This window comes from Sphingomonas sp. PAMC 26621 (assembly GCF_000251145.1).
In the GTDB taxonomy this organism is placed as follows: Bacteria; Pseudomonadota; Alphaproteobacteria; order Sphingomonadales; family Sphingomonadaceae; genus Sphingomonas.
Window position 1 is genome coordinate 29,688 of the sequence record NZ_AIDW01000017.1, and the last position, 20,311, is coordinate 49,998.

Sequence of the window (20,311 nt, forward strand, 5' to 3'; positions counted from 1 at the left end):
GGACCGCACGGCGGCGCGAGGGCGATGCGGTGCCCGATGCTGCCCGGGGGCGGCATCCGGGCGTGGGGGAGATGATGGTGCAGGGAGCGGGTGGTATCTTGGATCTTTCGGACTTTGGCCCCGCCGGCGCCGGCGTGACCGCGAGCGATCGTGCCGCCCGGCTTGGCACCAGCCTGTCGGGGACCAATCTCGTGCGCGCGGGGGATTACAATCAGCGTGTCGTCCTTCAGGTGATCCGCAAGAACCCGGACATCACCCGCACCGAAATCGCGACGATGACCGGGCTGACCGCCCCGACCATCGCCAACATCACCGCGCGTTTGTTCGAGAGCGACCTGGTGGTGGAATCGGGTCGCCGCATGGGCGGGCGCGGCCAGCCTGCGACGCGGCTGCGGATCAACCCGGACGGGTGTTTCGCGATCGGACTCAACGTCGACCGCGACCACGTGACGCTGGTCTCGCTCGATCTTGCCGGCACCGTCCGCTCGCGGCTCACGCGGCAGATTGCCTTCGCGATGCCCGACGACGTCGTCGCGATCGTTCGCGAAGGGCTCGGCGAGATCCAGCGTAGCGGGGCGCTGCGGGAGGATCGGATCCTCGGCATGGGCGTCGCGGTGCCCGACGATCTCGGCCGGGTCGCGCTGCCGCATCGCCCCGCCAATTACGAAATGTGGAGCGAGGTCGATCTGCCGACGCTGCTTGGCGGGATCGTGCCCTTGTCGATCCACGTCGACAATGACGCCGCCGCCGCCGCCATCGGCGAAGCGCAATTCGGCGGTGGCCTCGACCATGAGAGCTTCTTCTACATCCTCGTCAGCGCCGGGCTCGGTGGCGGGCTGGTCGTCGATGGCGCGTATTACCGGGGCGCGAATGCGCGCAGCGGCGAGATCGGGTTCCTCCCGTTGCATCGCAATGACCCCGGCGGGCAGGTGTTGCAGGACGTCGTGTCGCTCTCCGCCTTGTCCGCACGGATCGAACGCGCCGGGGTCTCGCTCGACGGGGTCGATCCGACGATCGCGTTCCCGGATGCCGCACGGCCGTACATCGATGGCTGGATCGACGATGCGACCGATGCGCTGGTCCCCCCGCTGACCGCGGTCAATTGCCTGATCAACCCCGCGGTCGTCCTGATCGGGGGGCGGCTGCCCGACGAGATCCTCGATCGGCTCGCCGAAACGAGCAACCGCAAATTGCGCGCGATGGCCCCCAATCTCCCCGCGCTCGCGCCGATGGCGCGCGCGACGCTTTCACGCGATGCGCCCGCCGTCGGCGCGGCGATCCTGCCGTTCCTCGACCGGATCTTGCCATCGGATTCGATCCTCATCAAAAGCTGAGGGACGATTATAGAAATTGACTTTAATTATTGACGGGGCAGGGTAGCCGTAGCGTCGCCGAACAGCGCGGACGCTCTTGGCGGGCGCTCCGTCGACCTTGGAAGGCATTTTGGTGGTGATACAGATCGGCGTCGATTTCGGCGGGACCAAGATCGAGGCTGCGGCGCTGGATGCCGCCGGACAGTATCTCGCGCGGACGCGGATTCCCAATCCCGGCACCTACGATGCGGCGATCCGGGACGTCCGCGACCTGATCGCGGCGGTCGAGCGGGACGTCGGCGCCTCGGGGACGATCGGGATCGGCACGCCGGGGTCGATCAGCCCGCGCTCGGGGCTGATGCGCAACGCCAACTCGACTTACCTCAACGGCCGCAATTTCCGTCACGATCTCGAGCAGGCGATCGGGCGTGAGCTTCGCATCGCCAACGACGCCAATTGCATGGCCTTGTCCGAAGCCGTCGACGGGGCGGCCGCGGGGGCAAGGGTCGCCTTCGCGGTCATCATCGGGACCGGCGTCGGCGGCGGTCTGGTGATCGACGGCCAGATCGTCGAGGGTGCGCACGGGATCGGCGGGGAATGGGGGCATGTCCCGCTGCCGTGGATGACCCCGGCGGAATTCCCCGGACCGGCATGCTGGTGCGGCCATTCGGGCTGCCTCGACATGTTGATCTCGGGAACGGGACTGCGCAAGGACCACGCACTGCGCAGCGGTGAGACGCTCGATGGCCCCGCGATCGTCACCCGGGCGCGGGACGGCGATGCGGTCGCGGTGGCCGCGCTCGATGCTTATGTCAGCCGGCTCGGGCGCGCGATGGCGATGGTCGTCAACATTGTCGATCCCGACGTGTTCGTGATGGCGGGGGGCATGTCGAACGTCCCGGAAATCTATCCGGGCTTGCCCGACATCATCCGCAGCCACACTTTTGGCGGCGCATGGGAGGGGCGGATCGTCCCCGCCAAATGGGGGGATGCCTCGGGCGTGCGCGGCGCCGCCCGCCTGTGGGCGCGGTGACGGCCGGGGTCGCACCGAACCGCCAAGTACCCCTGTCACGACGGTTTCACATTTCGCGCCGAGACCTGTGGTTTTCCGCTCTAGGGTAAGACACATGGCGACTGTCCTGGTGGTAGAGGACGATCCCAAGTCGGCCGACGCAATCTGTTCGATCCTTGCCGACGAAGGCCTTTCGGTTGTGGCGGTCCAGACCGGAACCAACGCCGTGCTGGGTGCCACGGAACGGTCTTTCGATGCGATCGTGCTCGACCGCATGTTGCCCGGCGGGATCGACGGCATCGGCGCGCTCGACCTGATCCGCCGCAGCGGGGTCAGCACGCCGGTGCTGATCCTCAGCGCACTCTCCGCGGTCGAGGAACGCATTCGCGGCCTTCGCGCTGGCGGCGACGATTATCTCGCCAAGCCGTTCGAACCGCTCGAGCTTGCCGCCCGGGTCAATGCGCTGATCCGACGCCGGGTGGCCGAGGTATCGACGATCCGGCTCGAGCACGGTCGCGTGGGCATCGATCTCATCGCACGCGAAGCCTGGATCGACGGCGTACGGGTCGACCTGCAGCCACGCGAACTGCTGTTGCTCGAATATCTGCTGCGCCACCAGGGGCGCTCGGTCACGCGTGCAATGATCTTCGAGGATGTCTGGGGGTATCGCTACGACCAGCGGACCAATGTCATCGACGTGCACGTCACCCGGTTGCGCCGCAAGATCGAGCGCCCCGACCGCCCACCGCTGATCGAAACGGTACGAGGAACGGGCTATGTCCTTCGCTGCGATTAGGCGTTGGCGGCGCAGTTCGAGCGCACGCTTCGCGACGATCTTCCTGCTGCTGTACGGGGCGGCATCGATCAGCCTGTTCGCGTTCGTCCACTATCGTGCGATCGCGAATTTCAATGCGCAGACCGACGAATGGCTGGCGCGCGAGACCGTCAAGCTGCCCGCCACCCTGCCTCGCGCCGATGTGATCGAACGGGTGGTTCGGCACAATCGCGCGGACGTGCATCACCTGCGCCCGTTCGGCCTGTTCGATTCCGCCGGGCGGCGGCTGTCCGGCGCACCGGCCGCACTTCCATTGGATCAACCCGAGGGGCAGGCGTTCGAAATGGCGAATGTCACGTCGCGCGGGGAAGTGGATTTGCGCGCGATGATCGTGCCGCTCGCCAATGGCGATCGTTTCCTCGTGGCGCAGGATCTGCGGGAATCGCGGGCGTTCGCGACCGACCTCGTCCTTACCATCATCTGGGGCGGACTGGGCTTGCTGGTGCTTGGCCTGTCGGGTTCGGTGCTTCTGGCGCTGGCGCAGGAATCGCGCGTCCGTCGACTGACGCAGGGGCTGCACGCGATCATGGCGGGGCGGCTCGACGCCCGGCTGACGCCGTCACCCCGCCGCGACGAACTCGACGATCTCACCCTGGAGGTCAACCGGATGCTGGACGAGGTCCAGCGGTTGATGCTCGAGGTGAAGGCCGCGGGCGACAATATCGCGCACGACATGCGCACGCCGCTGACCCGGTTGCTCGCGAACCTGCGGCAGGCCGACGATGGCGCGGCGAGCGCTCCGGGGATGGCGGTCGTGATCGGCGACGCGGTCGAGGAAGTGACCGGGATGATCGGCATGTTCGACGCGCTGCTGCGGATCGCCGAGATGGACGAGGGTGCAAGGCGCCAGGGGTTTCGCATGCTCGACCTGTCCCGCGTGGTGGCGGACGCCGCCGACTTCCACGAAGTGGCGGCGCTGGAACGCGGGATCAGCATCACACGCCGGGTCCCCGACGACGTCGCGTTCGAGGGCGATGCCGACCTGTTGTTCGAAGCGGTCGGCAATCTGGTCGACAATTCGATCAAATATACGCCCGAGGGCGGGCAGATCGTCATCAGCCTGGAAGCCGGCCCGATCCTGACCGTCGCGGACGACGGCCCCGGGATACCGGCGGAACAACGCGACAAGGTGCTTGGTCGTTTCCACCGTGTCGAGACCAGCCGGAGCCAGCCCGGCAACGGCCTCGGGCTGCCGCTTGTCGCCGCAATCGCGCGAATCCACCGGCTGGAGCTGCGGATCGGCGACTGCGCGCCCGGCTGTGTCGCTACCTTGGCGGCGTTGTGATCCGGCGCGCAGATTAACTCGAATTTAAGTGTTCGACACGGGCGGGCCATGGAATGGCCACGCAAGCGTAACAGCCCGTGTCTAGAGCGCTACTCAGCGGGGTGCCGGTCGGCGCGCCGTCGGACCGCCGGGTTGCAGCGTCAGAAGCGCGCACCCGGGGACGACTGTTCATTCGGGGATCATTCGATGCGTGCGACTTTCCGTCAGACCCTGCTTGCCGGGGTCGCTTTCTGCGTAGCCCTTCCGGCCCACGCCGCCACGGTGGTGCCGACGCCGCCCGTTCCCGCCGCGAGCGACGCAAGCGTGCCTGCTGCAGCCGCGTCGGTTCAGGCGGGGTCCGGCCCGGACGCGCAGACCACGACCAGCGCGAACAGCGCAGGCCAGGCCAACGACAAGCAGTCGCTGACCTCCGCCGACATCATCGTGACCGGATCGAAGACCGCGCAGAGCGCGCCGATCACCGTCTCGCTGACGACGACCCAACCGCAGTCTGCGGTCAGCCGCGATTACATCGCCAACACCACCGCCTCGGCCGATTTCAACGAGCTGATCGCGCTGACCCCGAGCGTTTCGATCTCGGGTGCGGGCAACGGCTATGGTCTGGGCGAGACCAAGGCGACGATCCGCGGCTTCCAGGACGGCGAATATAACGTCACCTACGATTCGATCCCGTTCGCGGACACCAACAACCCGACGCACCATTCGACCTCGTTCTTCCCGTCCAACACGATCGAGACGATCGTCGTCGACCGGGGCCCCGGCAACGCAAGCCAGCTCGGCCAGGCGACCTATGGCGGCAACATCAACATGTACTCGCGCGCCGCGACCGAGCAACGCGGCGCGCAGGTCGAGGGGATCGTCGGCAACTGGAACACCTTCATTGGCCGCGCCGAATTGCAGTCGGGCAGCATCGAGAAGCTCGGCGGCGCGCGGATCGTGCTGACCGGCCAGTATCTGCAATCGGACGGCGCGCTGACCTATTCGCCGGTGGGTTCCAAAAACCTCTACGGCAAGATCGTCGCGCCGATCGGCAGCCACAACACGCTGACGATCATGAGCACGTGGAACCGCAACCATTATTACCAGTCCGACGTGCTCAAGGGCGCGACCTGCGGCAGCGCGGCGGTCGGCGCGAACAAGACGACCGCGCTTGGCACCGATGGCCAGCCGCTGACTCAGCTGACGGGCAATAACTGCTCGGTGGCGTCGAACGTCGGACAATATGGTCGAAACTACGGCCTGAGCAACACCCCGAGCCAGCAGGATTACTGGAAGTACAACCGCACCGACAAGACCACCGACTTCTCCTATGTCCGGCTGCAGACCGACCTCGGCTCGGGCTTCTCGCTCGACAATCGCGGCTATATGTATGGCTATACCAACAACACGTTGTCGGGGAACACCGGCTCGGTGATCACCGGGTTCAGCGGCGCGGGCACGGCCGCATCGCCCTACAAGGCCGTCGCCGGACCAACGAGCGATATCCTGGGCTATAGCAAGCTCAACAAATACCGCGTCTTCGGCTATATCGGCCAGGTCAATTACGACTTCGCGCTCGGCAAGATCCGCGTCGGCGGCTGGTACGAACATGCCGTCACCGACCGCCATCTGGTCGATCTCGACCGCACGACCAACACTTTCAGCTACAGCGAAAAGCAGTTCAACAACGGCAACGGCACCGCCGCGCAGAACGCGCTGCCGCCGATCACCCAGGCCGATCTCAGCTACGTCCAGCATTCGAACTGGAACCAGTATCAGCTGTTCGGCGAGTTCGAATTCCACCCGGTCGCGGGTCTGTCGATCACGCCCGGCGTGAAATACGTCCATTTCGAGCGTGGCGTCGCAGCGCCGGTCAACCAGAAAACGCGCCTGCCGCTCGACACCAGCCAGACCTGGACCAAGACGCTGCCGTTCGCGACGATCAATTACATGCCGACGTCCAACTGGTCGTTCTACGGCCAATATGCGCAAGGGATGTATGTCCCCGATCTGTCGAGCTTCTACTCGGCCTCGGGCACGCTCTCGACCGCGCTCGATGCGCTCAAGCCCCAGACCTCGACCAATTATCAGGTCGGCACGGTCTGGCACGGCAACAAGGTCTCGGTCGATGTCGACGGCTATATCATCAACATCGACAACAAGATCGGCACCTGCACCACGACGGGCTGCGACCAGACGCTGCTCGTCAACATCGGTCAGGTCCGCTACAAGGGCGTCGAGGGCGCGCTCAGCTACATGCCGGTGCGCGGGCTGACGCTGTTCGGCAACGGCTCGTACAATTACGCGCACAACGTCATGACCAGCGCGCAGATCGCCAAGGCGCCGTTCACGACCGCGGCGGGCGGGTTCATCTATCGGCGGCAGGGGTTCCGCCTGTCGTTCGACCAGAAATTCACCGGCCCCCAATATGCCAACGAATATACCGGCAGCCCGGGCTACCGGCTCTATCGCATCCGCCCCTACAGCATCGGCGAGTTCGCGATCAGTCAGGAGATTCAGGGCGGATTGCGGCTCGGCGTGACGGTCAACAACGTCTTCAACAGCCGCGCGGTCACCGCGATCTCGACGAGTGCGACCGGGGCGCCGGTCACGGCTGGCTATCAGAACGGCTATGGCCAGCTCGACCAGTTCAATTACCTGCCGCCGCGCTCGTTCCTCCTGTCTGCCCGCATCGGTTTCTGACGAAAGGGGGAGGACGGCACATGGGAAAGCCGATCGAAGCCACGTGTCTGGCGCTCGCGCTCGTTCTTGGGGGAGGGGCGGCCGCAGCGGCACCGCATGCGCTGCATTATCTGTCGGAGGACACCGTCCGCCCAGCGCTGGTCCTGCCCGCGCCGCCGGCACCGGCATCGCCGCAGGAGCGGGGCGAGCTCGCCACAATCCATGCGATGATCGCCGCCGCAACGCCCGCCCGGATCGACGCGGCGCGCTGGGACGATGCGCACGAGACGCCCGCGCTGTTCGACCGGACGCTTGGGCTCGCGCTCGAGACATACCCGCTGACCTGGGCATTGCTGCGCGAGGTTCAGGAAGAAGGGGATGCCACCGCCGGCATGACCAAGGCCTATTTACATCGAACGCGGCCCTTTGCTGTCGATCCGACGATTGCGACCTGCGTGCAGGGCAGGAAACCGGACAAATCCTATCCGAGCGGTCACGCAACGCTGGGTTTTTCGACCGGGTTCGTCCTGGCGCATCTGCTCAGCGGGCGTTCCTCCGCGATCCTCGACCGCGCCGCCGATTATGCGATGAGCCGCGAATTGTGCGGCGTCCACTTCCCGAGCGATATCGAGGCGAGCCACGCGCTCGGCACGCTGGTCGCCGCCGATCTGATGAACGTCCCTGCATTCCGCGCGAAATTCGACGCGGCGCACAAGGAACTGGTCGACGCGCATGTCGCTGGTGCCTGACCGCCTGGCGCCCGCGCATGCCGAAGAAAGACAATCATGAAAGCGCAATCCCAGCGTCGCCTGCGGCAGCTCCACAGCTGGATCGGACTGTTCTTCGCGCCCGCGATCCTGTTCTTCGCGCTGAGCGGGAGTCTGCAGGCGCTCGGCTTCCAGGATCGCGCCGCGCACTATGATCCTCCGGCGTGGATGACGCTGGTCGCCAACGTCCACAAGCACGGTGTCGTCCGGCGCGACCGCAAGGCTGCCCCCACGAAGCCCCCCGAAAGCAAGGCGGCACCGGCCAAGGTCGCCAATATGTTCAGTCTCTTCGCGGCGCTGCTCGGGCTCCTTCTGAGCGCCGGCACCGCACTCGGGATCTGGATCGCCATGCTGAACCGACGCAATCGGCCGACGTCGTTCCTGCTACTGCTGGCCGGCATAGGTGTGCCGGTCCTTCTCCTGCTTGCGTGAACCAGGATTGATCGCCGCAGTGGCACCCGATGCCGAATGCGCCCGCCGGTACGAATAGTATTGGGTCAGCCGCCGCGTTTCGCCCTGTCGAGATGCCCCTGCAGGACTTGTATCGTGTCCGTCGCCAACGCCGAAACGTCGGGGGGAGCGTCGCGCCGAATTGCCTTCGTCAAAGAGGCGTTCGGGCTTAGAGGCCTGGAACCGCCCCCTAAAAAGGGCGAATGGCAGTAGTGCCGCACGCAGCATAATCGCGTATCGTTTTCCTCATGATGTCATCGTCGAACGCGCAAATATCGCTTTCGGTACGGGGCAATCCCGGTTCTTGCCTGCAGATGGCAGATCCTTCAGCGAGCAAGTGGTGAATGCGAAAGATCGTCCTGACAACTGCCGGCACGTTTGGCGATCTGCATCCCTTTATCGCGATCGCCTTGGCGCTGAGGGAGCGAGGCATCACGCCCGTTTTGGCGGTCCCCGAGGATCACGTGCAGAAGTGCACGCAGGCAGGGCTCGAGGCGGTCGGCGTGTTGACGAGCTTCGCGGAGATCTGTGCGGGAATGGGGCTCGGTCATGAAGACGCGGTGCGCCGCATCATGAGCGATCAACGCATCATGCTCGAACGCGTGCTGCTCCCGGGCCTGTCCAAATGCACCGTCGCGCTCGACGCGCTGGTTGCGGATGCCGAGGCGATCGTCGCGTCGATCTTCGTCTTTGCTGCCCCCATCGTGGCAGAGAAGCGCCGCCTGCCGCTGGTCTCCGTGATCCTCCAACCGATGGCGATGCTCTCGCCCTACGATCCACCCCGGACGCTCGATTTCTGGATGATGCTCGGAGCGCCGATGACTGGCATCGGCGTGGCGTGGAATCGTTTCGCTTTCGGCGCGCTGCGCCGGTTGGTCGACCGTCTGTACGGGAAGCGGATCGATCGGGTGCGGTTCGAGCACGGCCTGCCGGCGGGCGGTGCCGCGCATCTCCTCGATCCGCCGCCGACAGCCCTGCTGCGGCTCGGGTGCTATTCACCGCAACTGGGCGCACTGCCGCCCGATGCCACGCAGACGACCCGGATCGTCGGGTTTCCGCTGTTCGATCAGGGCAGCGGCGGGAAGGACCCGCTCCACCCCGCGATCGTCGCGTTTCTCGAGGCTGGGCCTGCTCCGCTGGTCTTCACGCTCGGCTCGTTCGCGGTCAATGGTCCCGGCCGCTTTTACGAAAAGGCAAGCGACGTCGCCAAAGCGCTGCACATGCGGGCGATCCTTCTGGTTGGCGGTACCGACGAGCCGAGCATCGACGGCGATATCCTTCGCGTCGGCTATGCCCAACACTCGCTGCTCTTCCCGCATGTCGCGGTGATCATCCAGCACGGGGGTGTCGGGACGACCGGCCAGGCTCTTCGCGTGGGGAAACCACAACTGGTAGTGCCGCACATGGGGGATCAGTACGATCACGCGTATCGTGTGATGCGCATGGGCACCGGATTACGGCTCAAGGCACGCCACTTTACCGTCCGTCGCGCGACCAGGCTGATCGCCAGACTGCTCCATAGCCCCACGTACCGCGAGACCGCCGAACGCGTGGCGGCGGCAATGGCCGATGAAAACGGGGCGGATACCGCAGCCGACACGATCCTCGTCGCGCTCGATGCCCTCGCCGCCAGCAGAGGCTAGGCGGCTCGCGACCGACCGGCTCGGGCGTGCCCCTCCCGTGAAGCAGGGCGTAGTCCGCCCGTCGCAGGTTCACCGGCCCGCGCGGCAACTGGCTGCTCGGGGCCGGTCAACACGCGCAATGTCGCTATGCCCGCCTGGTCAAACGGTAGCACTCACCGGGGATCAACCGTGATCCAAGGCGGGATATTTCGCGAGCAGGGCGCGCGTCACGCCGTTGGTCCAGCCGAACCCGTCCTGCACCGGATACTCGCCCCCGCCGCCGGCCTCGCCGGTTTCGAGGTTGTACTTCTCGACCATCCGCCCGTTGGAAGCATAATAAAGCGAGACGGTGCGCAGCCAGCGGCGCGCGAGGTCCTCGGCCTGCGCGGTCTTGCCATAACGGTCGAGGCCCTGAACGCCGATCCACAGCAGCGGTGCCCAGCCGTTGGGCTGGTCCCATTGCTGGCCGGTGGTGAGGGTCGTGGTCCGCAGGCCACCGGGCGCGAGCAGCTTTGCCGTGACGAGCGCGGCAGTCGCATCGGCCTGCTCGCGCGTGGCGAGGCCGACGAACAGCGGATAGAGGATCGCGGCGCTGACCGATTCCGTCGGCTTGGCCGTCATGCGGTCCCAGTCCACCCAACGTTTGTCGCCCGCCGACCAGAGATATTTGCTGATCGCCACGCCGCGGGTGGTGGCGCGGGTCTCGAACGCGCGGGCGCATGCGGTGTCCCCGATGGTCGTGCAGCGTCGCGCGATCGCCTTTTCCAGGTTCCACATCAGGCTGTTGAGATCGACCGGCACGATATCGGTAGTGTGGATCGTCGCCAGCGTCTTGCCGTCCGCGAGCCAGCGCGAGCTGAAATCCCAGCCGCTCTCGGCGGCGGCGCGGAGATCGCGATTGACCTGCGGGGCGGCGCGACCCGCAGCGGCGGCGGCGGTCGCGATATCCTCGGCATAGGATTCGTCGCGCGGCGTGTCGCGGGCGTCCCAATAGCGGTTGAGCAGGCTGCCGTCGGGCATCCGAACGACGTGCTCGCACGCGCCACTGGCGGCGACGCACTTCGCACCCGCCATCCAATAAGCGTGCTCGGCCTTCAGCGTCGCGAGGCGTTCGCGGTCGAGCGCTGGGTCATGCGTGTCGGACAGGTCCATCATCAACGCGAGGAACGGCGGCTGGGAGCGCGACAGATAATAGCTGCGCGTGCCGTTCGGCACATGCCCGTATTGCGCGATCAACGCGCTGAAATTGGCGAGCATCGACTCGATCAGTGGCCGTTCGCCATCGGCCTTCAGGCCAAGCATGGTGAAGTAGCTGTCCCAGTAATACATCTCCTGATAGCGTCCGCCCGCCACGACATAGGTCTGCGGCAGCTGCAACGCGGACGAACCCGGCACCACCGCCACCGGCGGCTTGGCGAGTACCGGCCAGAGCGCGCGGATATGCTCGCGCATCGACAGCTTGCGCGCGTCCGCGTCCCCGACCTTGCGGAAGTGCCGCGCGACGAAGGCGGCGAGCGCATCGCGACCCTGCGGCGCTTCGGTACGATACGCCTGGAGGATTGCGTCGGGTGCCGAGAGCGGAACCATGTCCGCGAAGGTCTTGCTGTCGGGAAATACCCGGCCGAGCTCGACCGCGCGGTACAGCGGGCCGTAGATGTCCTCGGGCGTGCGGACCGCGCTGGCGGCGAGCGCAGGCGTGATCTCGCGCGCGGCGGCAGGTGCGCTCAAGGCGATCGACAGCGCGACGAGGGGCAGGGCGAAGGATCGGCGCAAGGTCATGAGGAGCAACTCGAAATAAGAGGTGCCGGTCGGGGCGTGAACCCCGACCGGCGGGAGGGTCAGAACTTGTAGGCCGCGGTGATCGTCGCGTGCCGGCCGAAGATCGGGCGGCCCAGGAAGAAGCCGGCGGAATTGGCCGACCCGACCGTCCGCACATTACCTTCGGTCAGCGCGAGCGTGTCGGTCAAGTTCTCGACCGTCGCCTGCAGCGAGAAGCGATCGTTGAGGTCAAGCGACGCGCCGAGATCGACCGTTTCATAGCTGCCGAGCTGCTGCTGGTTCTCGATATCGGCGAACCGGTTGCCGATATGCGTGAACGTCCCGAACAGCCGCGCCTTACCCCAGGCGCTGCGGAAGGTGTAGGACGGGGTCGCGGCGATCTGGAATTTTGGCTGGCGGTTGACGCTATTGCCGGTGTTGGTCCCGAAATCCTTGAACTTGCCGTCCTGCACGACGCCCCGCACCGCGAGCTGGACCCCGTCGACCGGGCGCAACGCGCCTTCGAATTCGAGCCCGTACGCGCGCGATCCACCGAACTGCACGACGTTCTGCTCGACCCCGCCGATCACGCGGATGTCCTGGAAAATCAGGTTGTGAAAGCGGTTGTAGAAGCCGGTAAGGTACAGGTCGTAATAGCGAGTCGCGGTCTTCAGTCCGAGCTCATATTGGTCGGCGGTCTGCGGCTTGATGTTCTGGAGCGACGTCGCATTGCCGCGCAGATCGTCGAACTGCGGGAGCAGCGCACCCGAGTTGGCGCGGGCGAAGCCGTTCAGCTTGTTGGTGAAGGCATAATCGAGACCAGCGGTCCACGACACCTGCGTCTTGGCGTAGCGCGCCGTGCTGAAAGTGCCGTTGAGATACGTCGCGCCATTGTTGTACGCAGTCAGCGGGTTGTTATCGAGATCGCCGGTCGCGCTGTTCTCGAAGCGGTCGTGGAGCACGACGCGCTCGACGCGGACGCCGCCGTCGACCCGCAGCGCGCCGAGCTTCCATTCGTCGCTCAGATATCCGGCGACGTTGCTGCTCGTGTAAAACGCATTGACGTCATAGCTGTTGGCGCTGGTGAAGCCGTTGCGCGTCAGGATCGTGCCGTTGACGAGCGTCGCGTTGAGCACGCGCGCATTGGGTTCGAGCGCGAGCAGGATGTTGTTGCCGAGGTTCCACTGGTCGTGATCACCGACATGCGCATAATAGCCGCCGAGCGTCAGCGTGTTGCCCGAGAACAGCTCCTTTGAGAGTTTCAGCTCGTCGGTGAAGCTCTCGATCTGCTTGGTCACCGACCAGATTCCGGCCTGGATCGTCTGTTGCCCGGCGGTCAACGCCTGACCGGTGCCGGCATAGGTCACCGCGCCCGCGCCGCCTGCACCCGCGAGATATTGCCCGACCGTTTGCGGGTTGGACCCGGTGAACAGCGCGAACGTCGTCGACGTGCCCTTGGTGAAGTTGACGTTGTTCTGCACCGCGAACCCGCCGCCCACGTCATAGCTGAAGGTCGAGCCGAAGGTGTAGACGTTCGACCCGCGCCCGCGCGACAGGTCGACTGCCTTCTTCTGCGTCGGGCCACCGTTGATGCTCGGGCCGACCTCGATCAGCGTATTCTCGATTTCCCGGCCGACCAGCGTGTCGGTGCGTGCGTCGAAGCCCGTAAAGGTGCTGAACTTGCCGTTGGTTTCGACCAGCGGCATTGGCGTGTAGAAGGCGTTCTTGTCGTCGAGATAGCGCCCGTAGACGGTGAGCTTGCCCGCGTCGAACTTGTGCGTGATGCTGCCGGTGATCTGCCCGCCGAGGTCGCCGGGGAAGCCGGTCTTCCGGAAGCCATCCGAATAGCGATAGAAGCCGCCGACCATATAGGTCGTGTCCGAGGTGAGCGGCCCCTGTGCGACGAAGTCGCCGCGATAGGTGCCCTCGGTGCCATAGGTCGCGCGCAGCGACAGGTGCGGATCGCGCGTGCCTTCCTTGAGGATGAAGTTGGTCGTGGCACCGGGCTGGCCGTTCGAGAAGATCGGGCTCGGGCCGCCGCGCAGCACTTCGAGCCGCTCGATCGTGTCGTCGAGGCGGAAGATCGAGCTGTCCTCGAGGAACGACAGCGACGAAGGCGCGATGACCGGCGAGCCGTTGAGCTGGAGCGTAAGGAACGGCGCATCGCCCGTCGACGGGAAGCCGCGGATGAAGACGTTCGCGCCCGCGTTGCCGCCCGAGCTTTCCACCCACACGCCCGGCACGATCTTGAGCAGGTCAGCGGTCGAGGTCGGCTGGACTTCGCGGATCTGCTCGGCGGTCGCAGTCGAGATCGAATAGCTCGCATCGAGCTTGCGCTGGCCCGCGCGGTTGGCGTTGCCGGTGACGACGATGTCGGGTTGATCGGCGACGGGCTCGGTTGCCGGGACCGCTGCCTGGGCGGGGACGTCTTGCGCGAAGGCGGGCAGGGCGCCGAGCGCGGTGCCGGACAGCAGCGCGAGTGCCATGATGGTGCGGGTATGGGTCATGAGGTTCCTCCTGAACGTTTCTGGTCTTGGTAATCGGGATGGCATTGGAAAACGGTGGACGCGCGCCGTCGTATCGCCGGACAGCGTCGCGGCGATGCGGATCGGTGGGCACGGCCAAGCGTCGGACGGGTTACGGAGGGCTGCGCAAACGGGGCATCCTCAGAACCTGTACCGTGCCGACAGCTCGACCGAGCGCCCCAGGATCGGGCGCGCAAAGATTGCCCCCGTTGCCTGCGCGCCGAGCGTCCGCGGGTTGCCTTCGGTCAGGCCGATCGTGTCGGTGAGGTTGTCGGCGCTGAGCTGGACGCGCAGCCGGTCGTTCACGTCCAGTGCCGCACCCGCGTCCCATTTGACGAAAGCGGGCAACAACTGTCGGTTTTGCACGTCGGACCAGCGATCGCCCATCCGGCTCAACGTCATGAACAGGCTCGCCTTGCGGGTGGCGACGGCGAAGTCCCAGGCCGGGGTTATGCGCCATTGCCATTGCGGCTGGCGCTGGACGCGATTGCCGCTGAGGTCGGTCCGCCCGTCGTCGGTGAAAAAGCCACGATAACGCGCGTCGAGCCAGCTGCCCGAGAACGTCACCGAAAGCGGTGCCACCGGCCGCCACAGTCCGTCGAGCTCTACCCCGGTCGCGCGCGCCCCGCCAATCGAGGCGAGCGGCGCGCCGCTGGTGATGACGGTCGTCGCAAGGCCCTTAAAGCGGTTGCGGTACAGCGTCGCATACAGGTTGAGCGACTGCGTCGAGAGCTTCACGCCGCCCTCGATCGTATCGACGCGCGGCGCGACGGAGATGCCGTCGCGCAAATTGTCGAAGAACGGGAAGCTGTTCCCGTGGCTGAAACGCACGAACCCGGCGAGGGTGCGGGTGACGTCGTAATTGGTCCCGAGCGTCCACGACCAGGCACCGCCGCGATACCGTACCGGGGTCTGCGTGCCCGTAAACACTACGTCGTCATTGTCGTACAGCGTGGCCGGGTTGCCGTCGGGGCCACCGGGACCGGGGGGTTTGGTGTCCACAGCCCAGCCGTCGACCGCGTGGCGTTGATGGCGGATCCCGCCGTCGAGCCGCAGGCGATCCGCCACCATCAGTTCCTCGACCGCGTAGAAAGCGAGATCGCTGCCGCGATAGCGCGCGTCGACGAGGAAGCTGGAGCCGCTGGCAAAGCCGTCGCGCGAGACGATGTCGCCGTTGGTCAGCGTCAGGCCGAGCCGACGCGCGTTGGGCTGCGCGGTCAGCAGCAGCGCGTTGCCGATATCCCAATGGTCCCGCGCGCCATAGTCCGCCGCATAGACGCCGACGGTCGCCTTGCTCGGTCCGGTCTTCCACTCCAGCGTGGCATCGTTGACGCGCGCGTCGATTCGCTTGGCGACCGTCCAGATGCCCGCGCGCACGACTGCCTGATCGGGCGACACGGTGCGGCCGTCGGCGGTCGTGACGAGCGATGCGATCCCGCCGCCCAGGCTCGCCGCGTAAGCGGCGGCGCTTTTTGGCGCTATATTCTCCGATACGAGCCCCGTGGTGTCGGCGTGGCCGGAAAGCCAGCTCGCCTTGTCGCGCAGCATTACGCCGCTGCCGAGCCGCAGCTCGATATTGGTCCCGATGTTGACGATCCGCGCACCACGCCCGTCGTCGAGATCGTAGCGGCTGCCATCGTTGCGGATGCCGGTGCGCGTATCGGGCCCGGCCAGCGTGCCGCTTCCGGCATCGAAACCGGGGTAAGCGGTGATCCGCCGTCCGCTCTGCACGACGGGGATCGGCAACAGCCACTGGCTGCGATCATCGAGGTAGCGCGCGAACAGCAGCACCGAGCCGGACGCGAAGTTGCGCCGCAGATTGGCGGTGATCTGCCCCCCGCGATCCGCGGCGAAGCGCGGCGAGCGGATACCTGTGCCGCGCGAGGCATAGCCACCGATCAGGAACCGCGTGTCCTGGTCGAGCGGCCCGGCGACATAGGCGTCGGTACGCACCTCGCCCGTGTCGATCATGCTCCCATTGATCTCGCCCGCAAGGTGATCGCCGCCCTCACGCTGGATGACGTTGACGGTCGCACCGGGCTGGCCCGAGGCAAGCAGCGCGCTGGTGCCACCGCGCAGCGCCTCGACGCGCTGTACCGTCTCGTCGATCCGGTAAAGCTGCGAATTCTCGAGGAAAGAGAGCGTCGCCGGCGGAAAGAACGGCACGCCCTCGGTCTGGAAGGTGACGTATTCGGCATCGCCGCCGGACGGGTACCCCCGCACGAAGATGTTCGCGCCGTTCTTTCCGCCGGAGGTTTCGACGGTGAGGCCGGGCACGAGCTTGAGCACGTCGGCGGTGCTCGCGGCACCCAGTCGGTCGATCGCGGAACGGCTGACGGACGTCACCGCGAACGCGGCTTCCTGCCGTCGACGGCCGCCACCCGGCGTACCGACCACGACGATGTCGGCGTTCTGCGCGACATCGGCGGGCGCGAGGTCCGCCTGCGGAAGGGAAGGGCGTCGTGCAGCGCTAGCCACCGGAACGGCCTCCAGCAGCCAGGCGCCGCCGGGCGTGGCCCGTACGCGAAAGCCGGTTCGCGCCAGCAACCGTGCCAGGGCACGATCCGGGTCGTGCGCGCCGCGCACCCTCGGCGCGCGCAACCCGCGCACCTGCGTCGGCGCGAACAGGATCTGACGCCCGCTCTGCCGCGCAAATGCGATGAGCGCATCGCCCAACGAACCGGCAGGAATGTCGAACGACATGGGGGGCGCGGCAATCGCGGCAGTCGGCACGGCGAGGGCTGCGACGATCGCACCCAAATGTCCGCCATACGCGCGCCATCGCAACCATCCCCCCTTCGGCAGCCCCATCATGTGCGGGGCTTTCGAAGGACAAGACGCGCGCCCGGACAAAACCCGAACCGCAATCGCATTCTTTTTCTCAAAAGTGCTGGCGCCTCAGCGCGCGGAGATGACGATACCCGCATCGTCGTCCCGCTTTACGCGCACTGGAAAGCCGACCGCGAGCGCATCGACGAACGCCAGCGAACCGGTCGTGCGGAACGCGCCCGACACGCGCAACGCCCCCGCGCGACCATCGGCAAGCCGGATCGGGTGGCGGCGATAGCGGTTGAATTCGCTCACCGCCTCGGCGAGCGGCACGTCGTCGAGTTGCAGGGCACCGGTCCGCCAGCCGCTGAAACTGCCGGGATTGCTCGGCGTGCGGACGGTGACGTCGTCGCCGCTGACCGCAATCATGCGCCCGGCCGGCAAGGCGAGCGAACTATCGGCCCCGACGAGCTTGAGTGTCCCGTCCGCGGCGAACGCGCGCATCCGCCTGGCATCGGTCCGCACGTTGAACTCGCCGGCGGTCGCGACGAAGGTCCGGCCCGCCGCGCTGATCTCGAACGGCGTGCTCGCCGGCTTCACCTTGAACCAGCCCTGTCCGTCGAGCCTGACCCGGCGCATGCCCTCGGACACGCGGACCTCGAGCGTGGTTGCGGTGTCGAGCGTCACGATCGACCCGTCCGCGAGCGTCACATCGGCCTGCTGGCCGATGCCGGTGCGGAAAATCTCGGCAGGCGGCGGGGCCACGGGCGCGGTCCAGGCGCTGATGCCATAAGCGGCGAGCGGAGCCGCCGCCAGCAGCACCGCGCCGGTCGCGACGACCCGCCACCGCATCCGCGACGGCCGCCGTGCGAGCATCGTTCGTGCTAACGTCTGCTGGCGCAGCGACAGCAGTGGCGCTTCCTCGGCAAGCGCGCGCGTGCGGGCATGCGCGGCACAGACCGCGCCATACGCCGCCGCGCGCATCGCGCTTTCCCCGCGCCACGTTTCGAACGCGGCGCACGTGGAGTCGTCGGCGTCGCGCATCCGCTCGTGCCATTCGGCGGCTTCGATCAGGAGCGTGGACTCAACGATGGCGCCAGTCCTCCAACGCCGCCGTCACGCGGGCGAGCGCCTTGGCTTGGTGTTTTTCGGCGGCACGCGTTGAAATACCGATCCCATGGGCAACGTCGGCCATTCGCAATCCCTCGAGCATACGCAGAACGAACACGTCGCGTGTCCGTTCGGGAAGCTCCAGCAACACCGCCTGCAGGCGATCCGCTGCCTCCCTGCCTTCCAAGACGCGGTCGGGCGGAATTTCCGAACCGGCGAGGGTGTCCCCAATTTCGTCGTGCAGCCCGCCGCCCCGCGCAGCATCGCGCCGGGCGCGGTCCTTCAACACGTTCGCGGCGGTCACGAACAGGAAATGCTCGGGTTTCTCGATCGCGGTCGGGTCCGGCATCTGGCTGAGCCGGAGATAGACGTCCTGGACCAGATCCGGCACGTCCGCCTTCGAGCGAACCCGGCGGGCAAAGTAGCGGCTCAGCGCGCGCTCATAGACATGCGCCAGTCGTGCCAGCACGACGCTGCGATCCGCGACCGGACCGTCTGCGCGAACCCTCTCTGATATGAACGTTCTATCGCGCTCCATTCCGACCGCTTGCCACCTCTGGACACCGCTTTCAAGGAGCGCCGACCGGACGCCCTGGAAGGAAATGGAGACGCCCATTGATCGGGCCACGCGGACCGCTGCGCCCACATTTCAGCGAAGCTTGTGGGGCTTGATGCCGGCCAGATGACGTCCAGACGCAGGTTTGACCGAGCCGAACGCTGCGGAGGCACGATCCGGCAAGGCCGTAACCGTTACTCCGGCGCGAAACCGTTCAGGCTCAGCCCCAGAAGAGGAACCGACCTTAGTTGATTTTGAACTCAGGAAGAAATGGTGGACGCACTTGGGCTCGAACCAAGGACCCGCTGATTAAGAGTCAGCTGCTCTACCAACTGAGCTATGCGTCCATTCCCGCTTGGTAGGGGCGGCGCGTCTGCGCCACCGTTGCCGGGAGGCGGTCTGTTAGCAGCGTGGTCGGAGGTTGCAAACCCTTTTTGCACCGCACCGCAAAAAATCTACCAGCGGGTCTCGGTCTTGCGGTTGGAACGCTCGATCGACATCAGGATTCCCAGGCACAGCATGAACGTCATCTGGCTCGATCCGCCGTTGTGATCAGCGGGAGCGGCACGCCGACGACGGGGGCCATCCCCATCACCATCGCCATGTTGATCGACACGTAATAAAAGATCGTCGCCGCCAGCCCCGCCGCGGTGAGCTTTGCAAAGCGCGATTGCGCGGACAGCGCGGTCGAGATTCCCCATTGCACGATCAGCACGAACGCGATGATCAGCAGCACGCCGCCGACCAGCCCCCATTCCTCCATCATCGTCGCCAGCGCAAAATCGGTATGCCCTTCAGGCAGATAGTCGAGATGGCTCTGCGTGCCGTTGAGGAACCCCTTGCCGAAGATCCCGCCCGATCCGATTGCGATCTTGGACTGGCTGATGTGATAGCCGATCCCGAGCGGATCGCTTTCGGGATCGAGGAAAACGAGGATCCGGTTGCGCTGATAGTCGTGCAGCACGAAGTTGAACGCGATCGGGACCGCCGCGCCGAGCGCGAGCGCGCCGCCGATGAACAGGCGCAGCGGGACACCGGCGAGGAACATCACGGTGATGCCACCGATCGTGATCATCAGCGCGGTCCCCAGGTCGGGCTGTTTCATCACCAGCGCCGCCGGAATCAGGATCAGGATCGCCGCGGGCCAGATCGCGCCGAACCGGCGCGTCTCGTTGGGCGGGAGCATGTCGTAGAATTTGGCGCAGGCAAGCACGATGCACGGTTTCATCAGCTCGGACGGCTGCAACCGGATCAGCCCGAAGTCGAGCCAGCGTTGCCCGCCGCCGCGCACCGCGCCGACCAGCTCGACCAGCACCAGCATGACGCACAGGATGACATAGGCCGGAAGCGCACTGCTGTTCCACCACCGCTCGGGGATCCGCGACAGCGCGAGCGCGACGCCGAGCAACATGAAGAAGCGGATCCCCTGCGACAGCGCCCAGGGCCGCACGCTGCCCCCCGCCGCCGAGTACAGCACCAGCAGGTCGAAACAGCCGATTGCGATGACGAGCAGGATGATCTTCCACGGGAGCTGGACGAGCGGGGCAGGGACGATGCTACGCGAGCTCATCGCGGGTCGTGCTCCGGGCTGCCGTCTTCGGCGACCGTGCGGCCGCTCGCCGCGCTGTTGGCGAGCGCCTCCGCCGCC

13 protein-coding genes, 1 tRNA gene and 1 pseudogene are annotated in these 20,311 nt (G+C 66.3%); 8 read left to right on the top strand and 7 right to left on the bottom strand.

All coding sequences use genetic code 11. The annotated features are described in order from the left end of the window. Window positions 1-71: 71 nt before the first annotated feature. The 8 genes from RI03_RS09360 to RI03_RS09395 all read left to right on the top strand — a co-directional run bounded on the left by RI03_RS09360 (window position 72) and on the right by RI03_RS09395 (window position 9,966). The gene (locus RI03_RS09360) at window positions 72-1,334 is read left to right on the top strand and encodes an ROK family transcriptional regulator (protein ID WP_010163732.1); all 1,263 of its coding nucleotides are present in this window, start codon (window positions 72-74) and stop codon (window positions 1,332-1,334) included. Window positions 1,335-1,446: 112 nt separating this feature from the next. Further along, complete coding sequence (locus tag RI03_RS09365; protein WP_010216892.1) at window positions 1,447-2,346, top strand: ROK family protein; 900 nt, start codon at window positions 1,447-1,449, stop codon at window positions 2,344-2,346. 94 nt (window positions 2,347-2,440) lie between these two features. Next, entirely contained in the window at window positions 2,441-3,121 is a 681-nt protein-coding gene (locus RI03_RS09370) for a response regulator transcription factor (protein ID WP_010216893.1), read from the top strand. Then, on the top strand, window positions 3,102-4,445 hold the full coding sequence (locus RI03_RS09375) for a sensor histidine kinase (RefSeq protein WP_010216895.1): 1,344 nt from the start codon (window positions 3,102-3,104) through the stop codon (window positions 4,443-4,445). The genes RI03_RS09370 and RI03_RS09375 overlap by 20 nt, the downstream gene beginning before the upstream one ends. Window positions 4,446-4,631: 186 nt before the next feature. After that, on the top strand, window positions 4,632-7,127 hold the full coding sequence (locus tag RI03_RS09380; RefSeq protein ID WP_010216896.1) for a TonB-dependent receptor: 2,496 nt from the start codon (window positions 4,632-4,634) through the stop codon (window positions 7,125-7,127). A gap of 20 nt (window positions 7,128-7,147) precedes the next feature. Then, a complete protein-coding gene (locus RI03_RS09385; protein ID WP_010216898.1) occupies window positions 7,148-7,855 on the top strand; it encodes a phosphatase PAP2 family protein in 708 nt (235 codons plus the stop codon). A 36-nt stretch (window positions 7,856-7,891) separates the two neighbouring features. After that, window positions 7,892-8,305 (top strand): hypothetical protein, encoded by a 414-nt coding sequence (locus tag RI03_RS09390; RefSeq protein WP_010216899.1) that lies wholly within the window; start codon window positions 7,892-7,894, stop codon window positions 8,303-8,305. Between the two features lie 362 nt (window positions 8,306-8,667). Further along, complete coding sequence (locus tag RI03_RS09395; RefSeq protein WP_010216901.1) at window positions 8,668-9,966, top strand: glycosyltransferase; 1,299 nt, start codon at window positions 8,668-8,670, stop codon at window positions 9,964-9,966. Between the two features lie 162 nt (window positions 9,967-10,128). Here RI03_RS09395 and treF read toward each other — a convergent pair whose 3' ends face one another. The 7 genes and pseudogenes from treF to rodA form a co-directional block, all read right to left on the bottom strand. Beyond that, window positions 10,129-11,724, bottom strand: a complete 1,596-nt coding sequence (gene treF, locus RI03_RS09400) for an alpha,alpha-trehalase TreF (RefSeq protein ID WP_010216903.1) — start codon at window positions 11,722-11,724, stop codon at window positions 10,129-10,131. A gap of 59 nt (window positions 11,725-11,783) precedes the next feature. Continuing rightward, window positions 11,784-14,210 carry a TonB-dependent receptor gene (locus tag RI03_RS09405; protein ID WP_010216905.1) on the bottom strand — a complete coding sequence of 809 codons (2,427 nt, stop codon included), beginning with the start codon at window positions 14,208-14,210 and terminating at the stop codon, window positions 11,784-11,786. A 159-nt stretch (window positions 14,211-14,369) separates the two neighbouring features. Further along, window positions 14,370-17,042 carry a TonB-dependent siderophore receptor gene (locus RI03_RS09410; protein ID WP_010216906.1) on the bottom strand — a complete coding sequence of 891 codons (2,673 nt, stop codon included), beginning with the start codon at window positions 17,040-17,042 and terminating at the stop codon, window positions 14,370-14,372. An 84-nt stretch (window positions 17,043-17,126) separates the two neighbouring features. Beyond that, window positions 17,127-18,041, bottom strand: a complete 915-nt coding sequence (locus RI03_RS09415; protein WP_010216907.1) for a FecR family protein — start codon at window positions 18,039-18,041, stop codon at window positions 17,127-17,129. Between the two features lie 40 nt (window positions 18,042-18,081). Continuing rightward, window positions 18,082-18,753 (bottom strand): RNA polymerase sigma factor, encoded by a 672-nt coding sequence (locus tag RI03_RS09420; protein WP_238542336.1) that lies wholly within the window; start codon window positions 18,751-18,753, stop codon window positions 18,082-18,084. Between the two features lie 181 nt (window positions 18,754-18,934). Then, window positions 18,935-19,010, bottom strand: a tRNA-Lys gene (locus RI03_RS09425). Between the two features lie 108 nt (window positions 19,011-19,118). Next, window positions 19,119-20,233 (bottom strand): annotated as a pseudogene (gene rodA / locus RI03_RS09430) (rod shape-determining protein RodA). Between the last annotated feature and the right edge of the window lie 78 nt (window positions 20,234-20,311).

What these genes read in the sequence shown, in the direction of transcription:
- RI03_RS09410 (WP_010216906.1), bottom strand. Translation starts at nt 17,042, where the DNA reads ATGATGGGGCTGCCGAAGGGGGGATGGTTGCGATGGCGCGCGTATGGC.
- treF (WP_010216903.1), bottom strand. Translation starts at nt 11,724, where the DNA reads ATGACCTTGCGCCGATCCTTCGCCCTGCCCCTCGTCGCGCTGTCGATC.
- RI03_RS09395 (WP_010216901.1), top strand. Translation starts at nt 8,668, where the DNA reads ATGCGAAAGATCGTCCTGACAACTGCCGGCACGTTTGGCGATCTGCAT.
- RI03_RS09370 (WP_010216893.1), top strand. Translation starts at nt 2,441, where the DNA reads ATGGCGACTGTCCTGGTGGTAGAGGACGATCCCAAGTCGGCCGACGCA.
- RI03_RS09360 (WP_010163732.1), top strand. Translation starts at nt 72, where the DNA reads ATGATGGTGCAGGGAGCGGGTGGTATCTTGGATCTTTCGGACTTTGGC.
- RI03_RS09375 (WP_010216895.1), top strand. Translation starts at nt 3,102, where the DNA reads ATGTCCTTCGCTGCGATTAGGCGTTGGCGGCGCAGTTCGAGCGCACGC.
- RI03_RS09385 (WP_010216898.1), top strand. Translation starts at nt 7,148, where the DNA reads ATGGGAAAGCCGATCGAAGCCACGTGTCTGGCGCTCGCGCTCGTTCTT.
- RI03_RS09390 (WP_010216899.1), top strand. Translation starts at nt 7,892, where the DNA reads ATGAAAGCGCAATCCCAGCGTCGCCTGCGGCAGCTCCACAGCTGGATC.
- RI03_RS09405 (WP_010216905.1), bottom strand. Translation starts at nt 14,210, where the DNA reads ATGACCCATACCCGCACCATCATGGCACTCGCGCTGCTGTCCGGCACC.
- RI03_RS09415 (WP_010216907.1), bottom strand. Translation starts at nt 18,041, where the DNA reads ATGCGCGACGCCGACGACTCCACGTGCGCCGCGTTCGAAACGTGGCGC.
- RI03_RS09380 (WP_010216896.1), top strand. Translation starts at nt 4,632, where the DNA reads ATGCGTGCGACTTTCCGTCAGACCCTGCTTGCCGGGGTCGCTTTCTGC.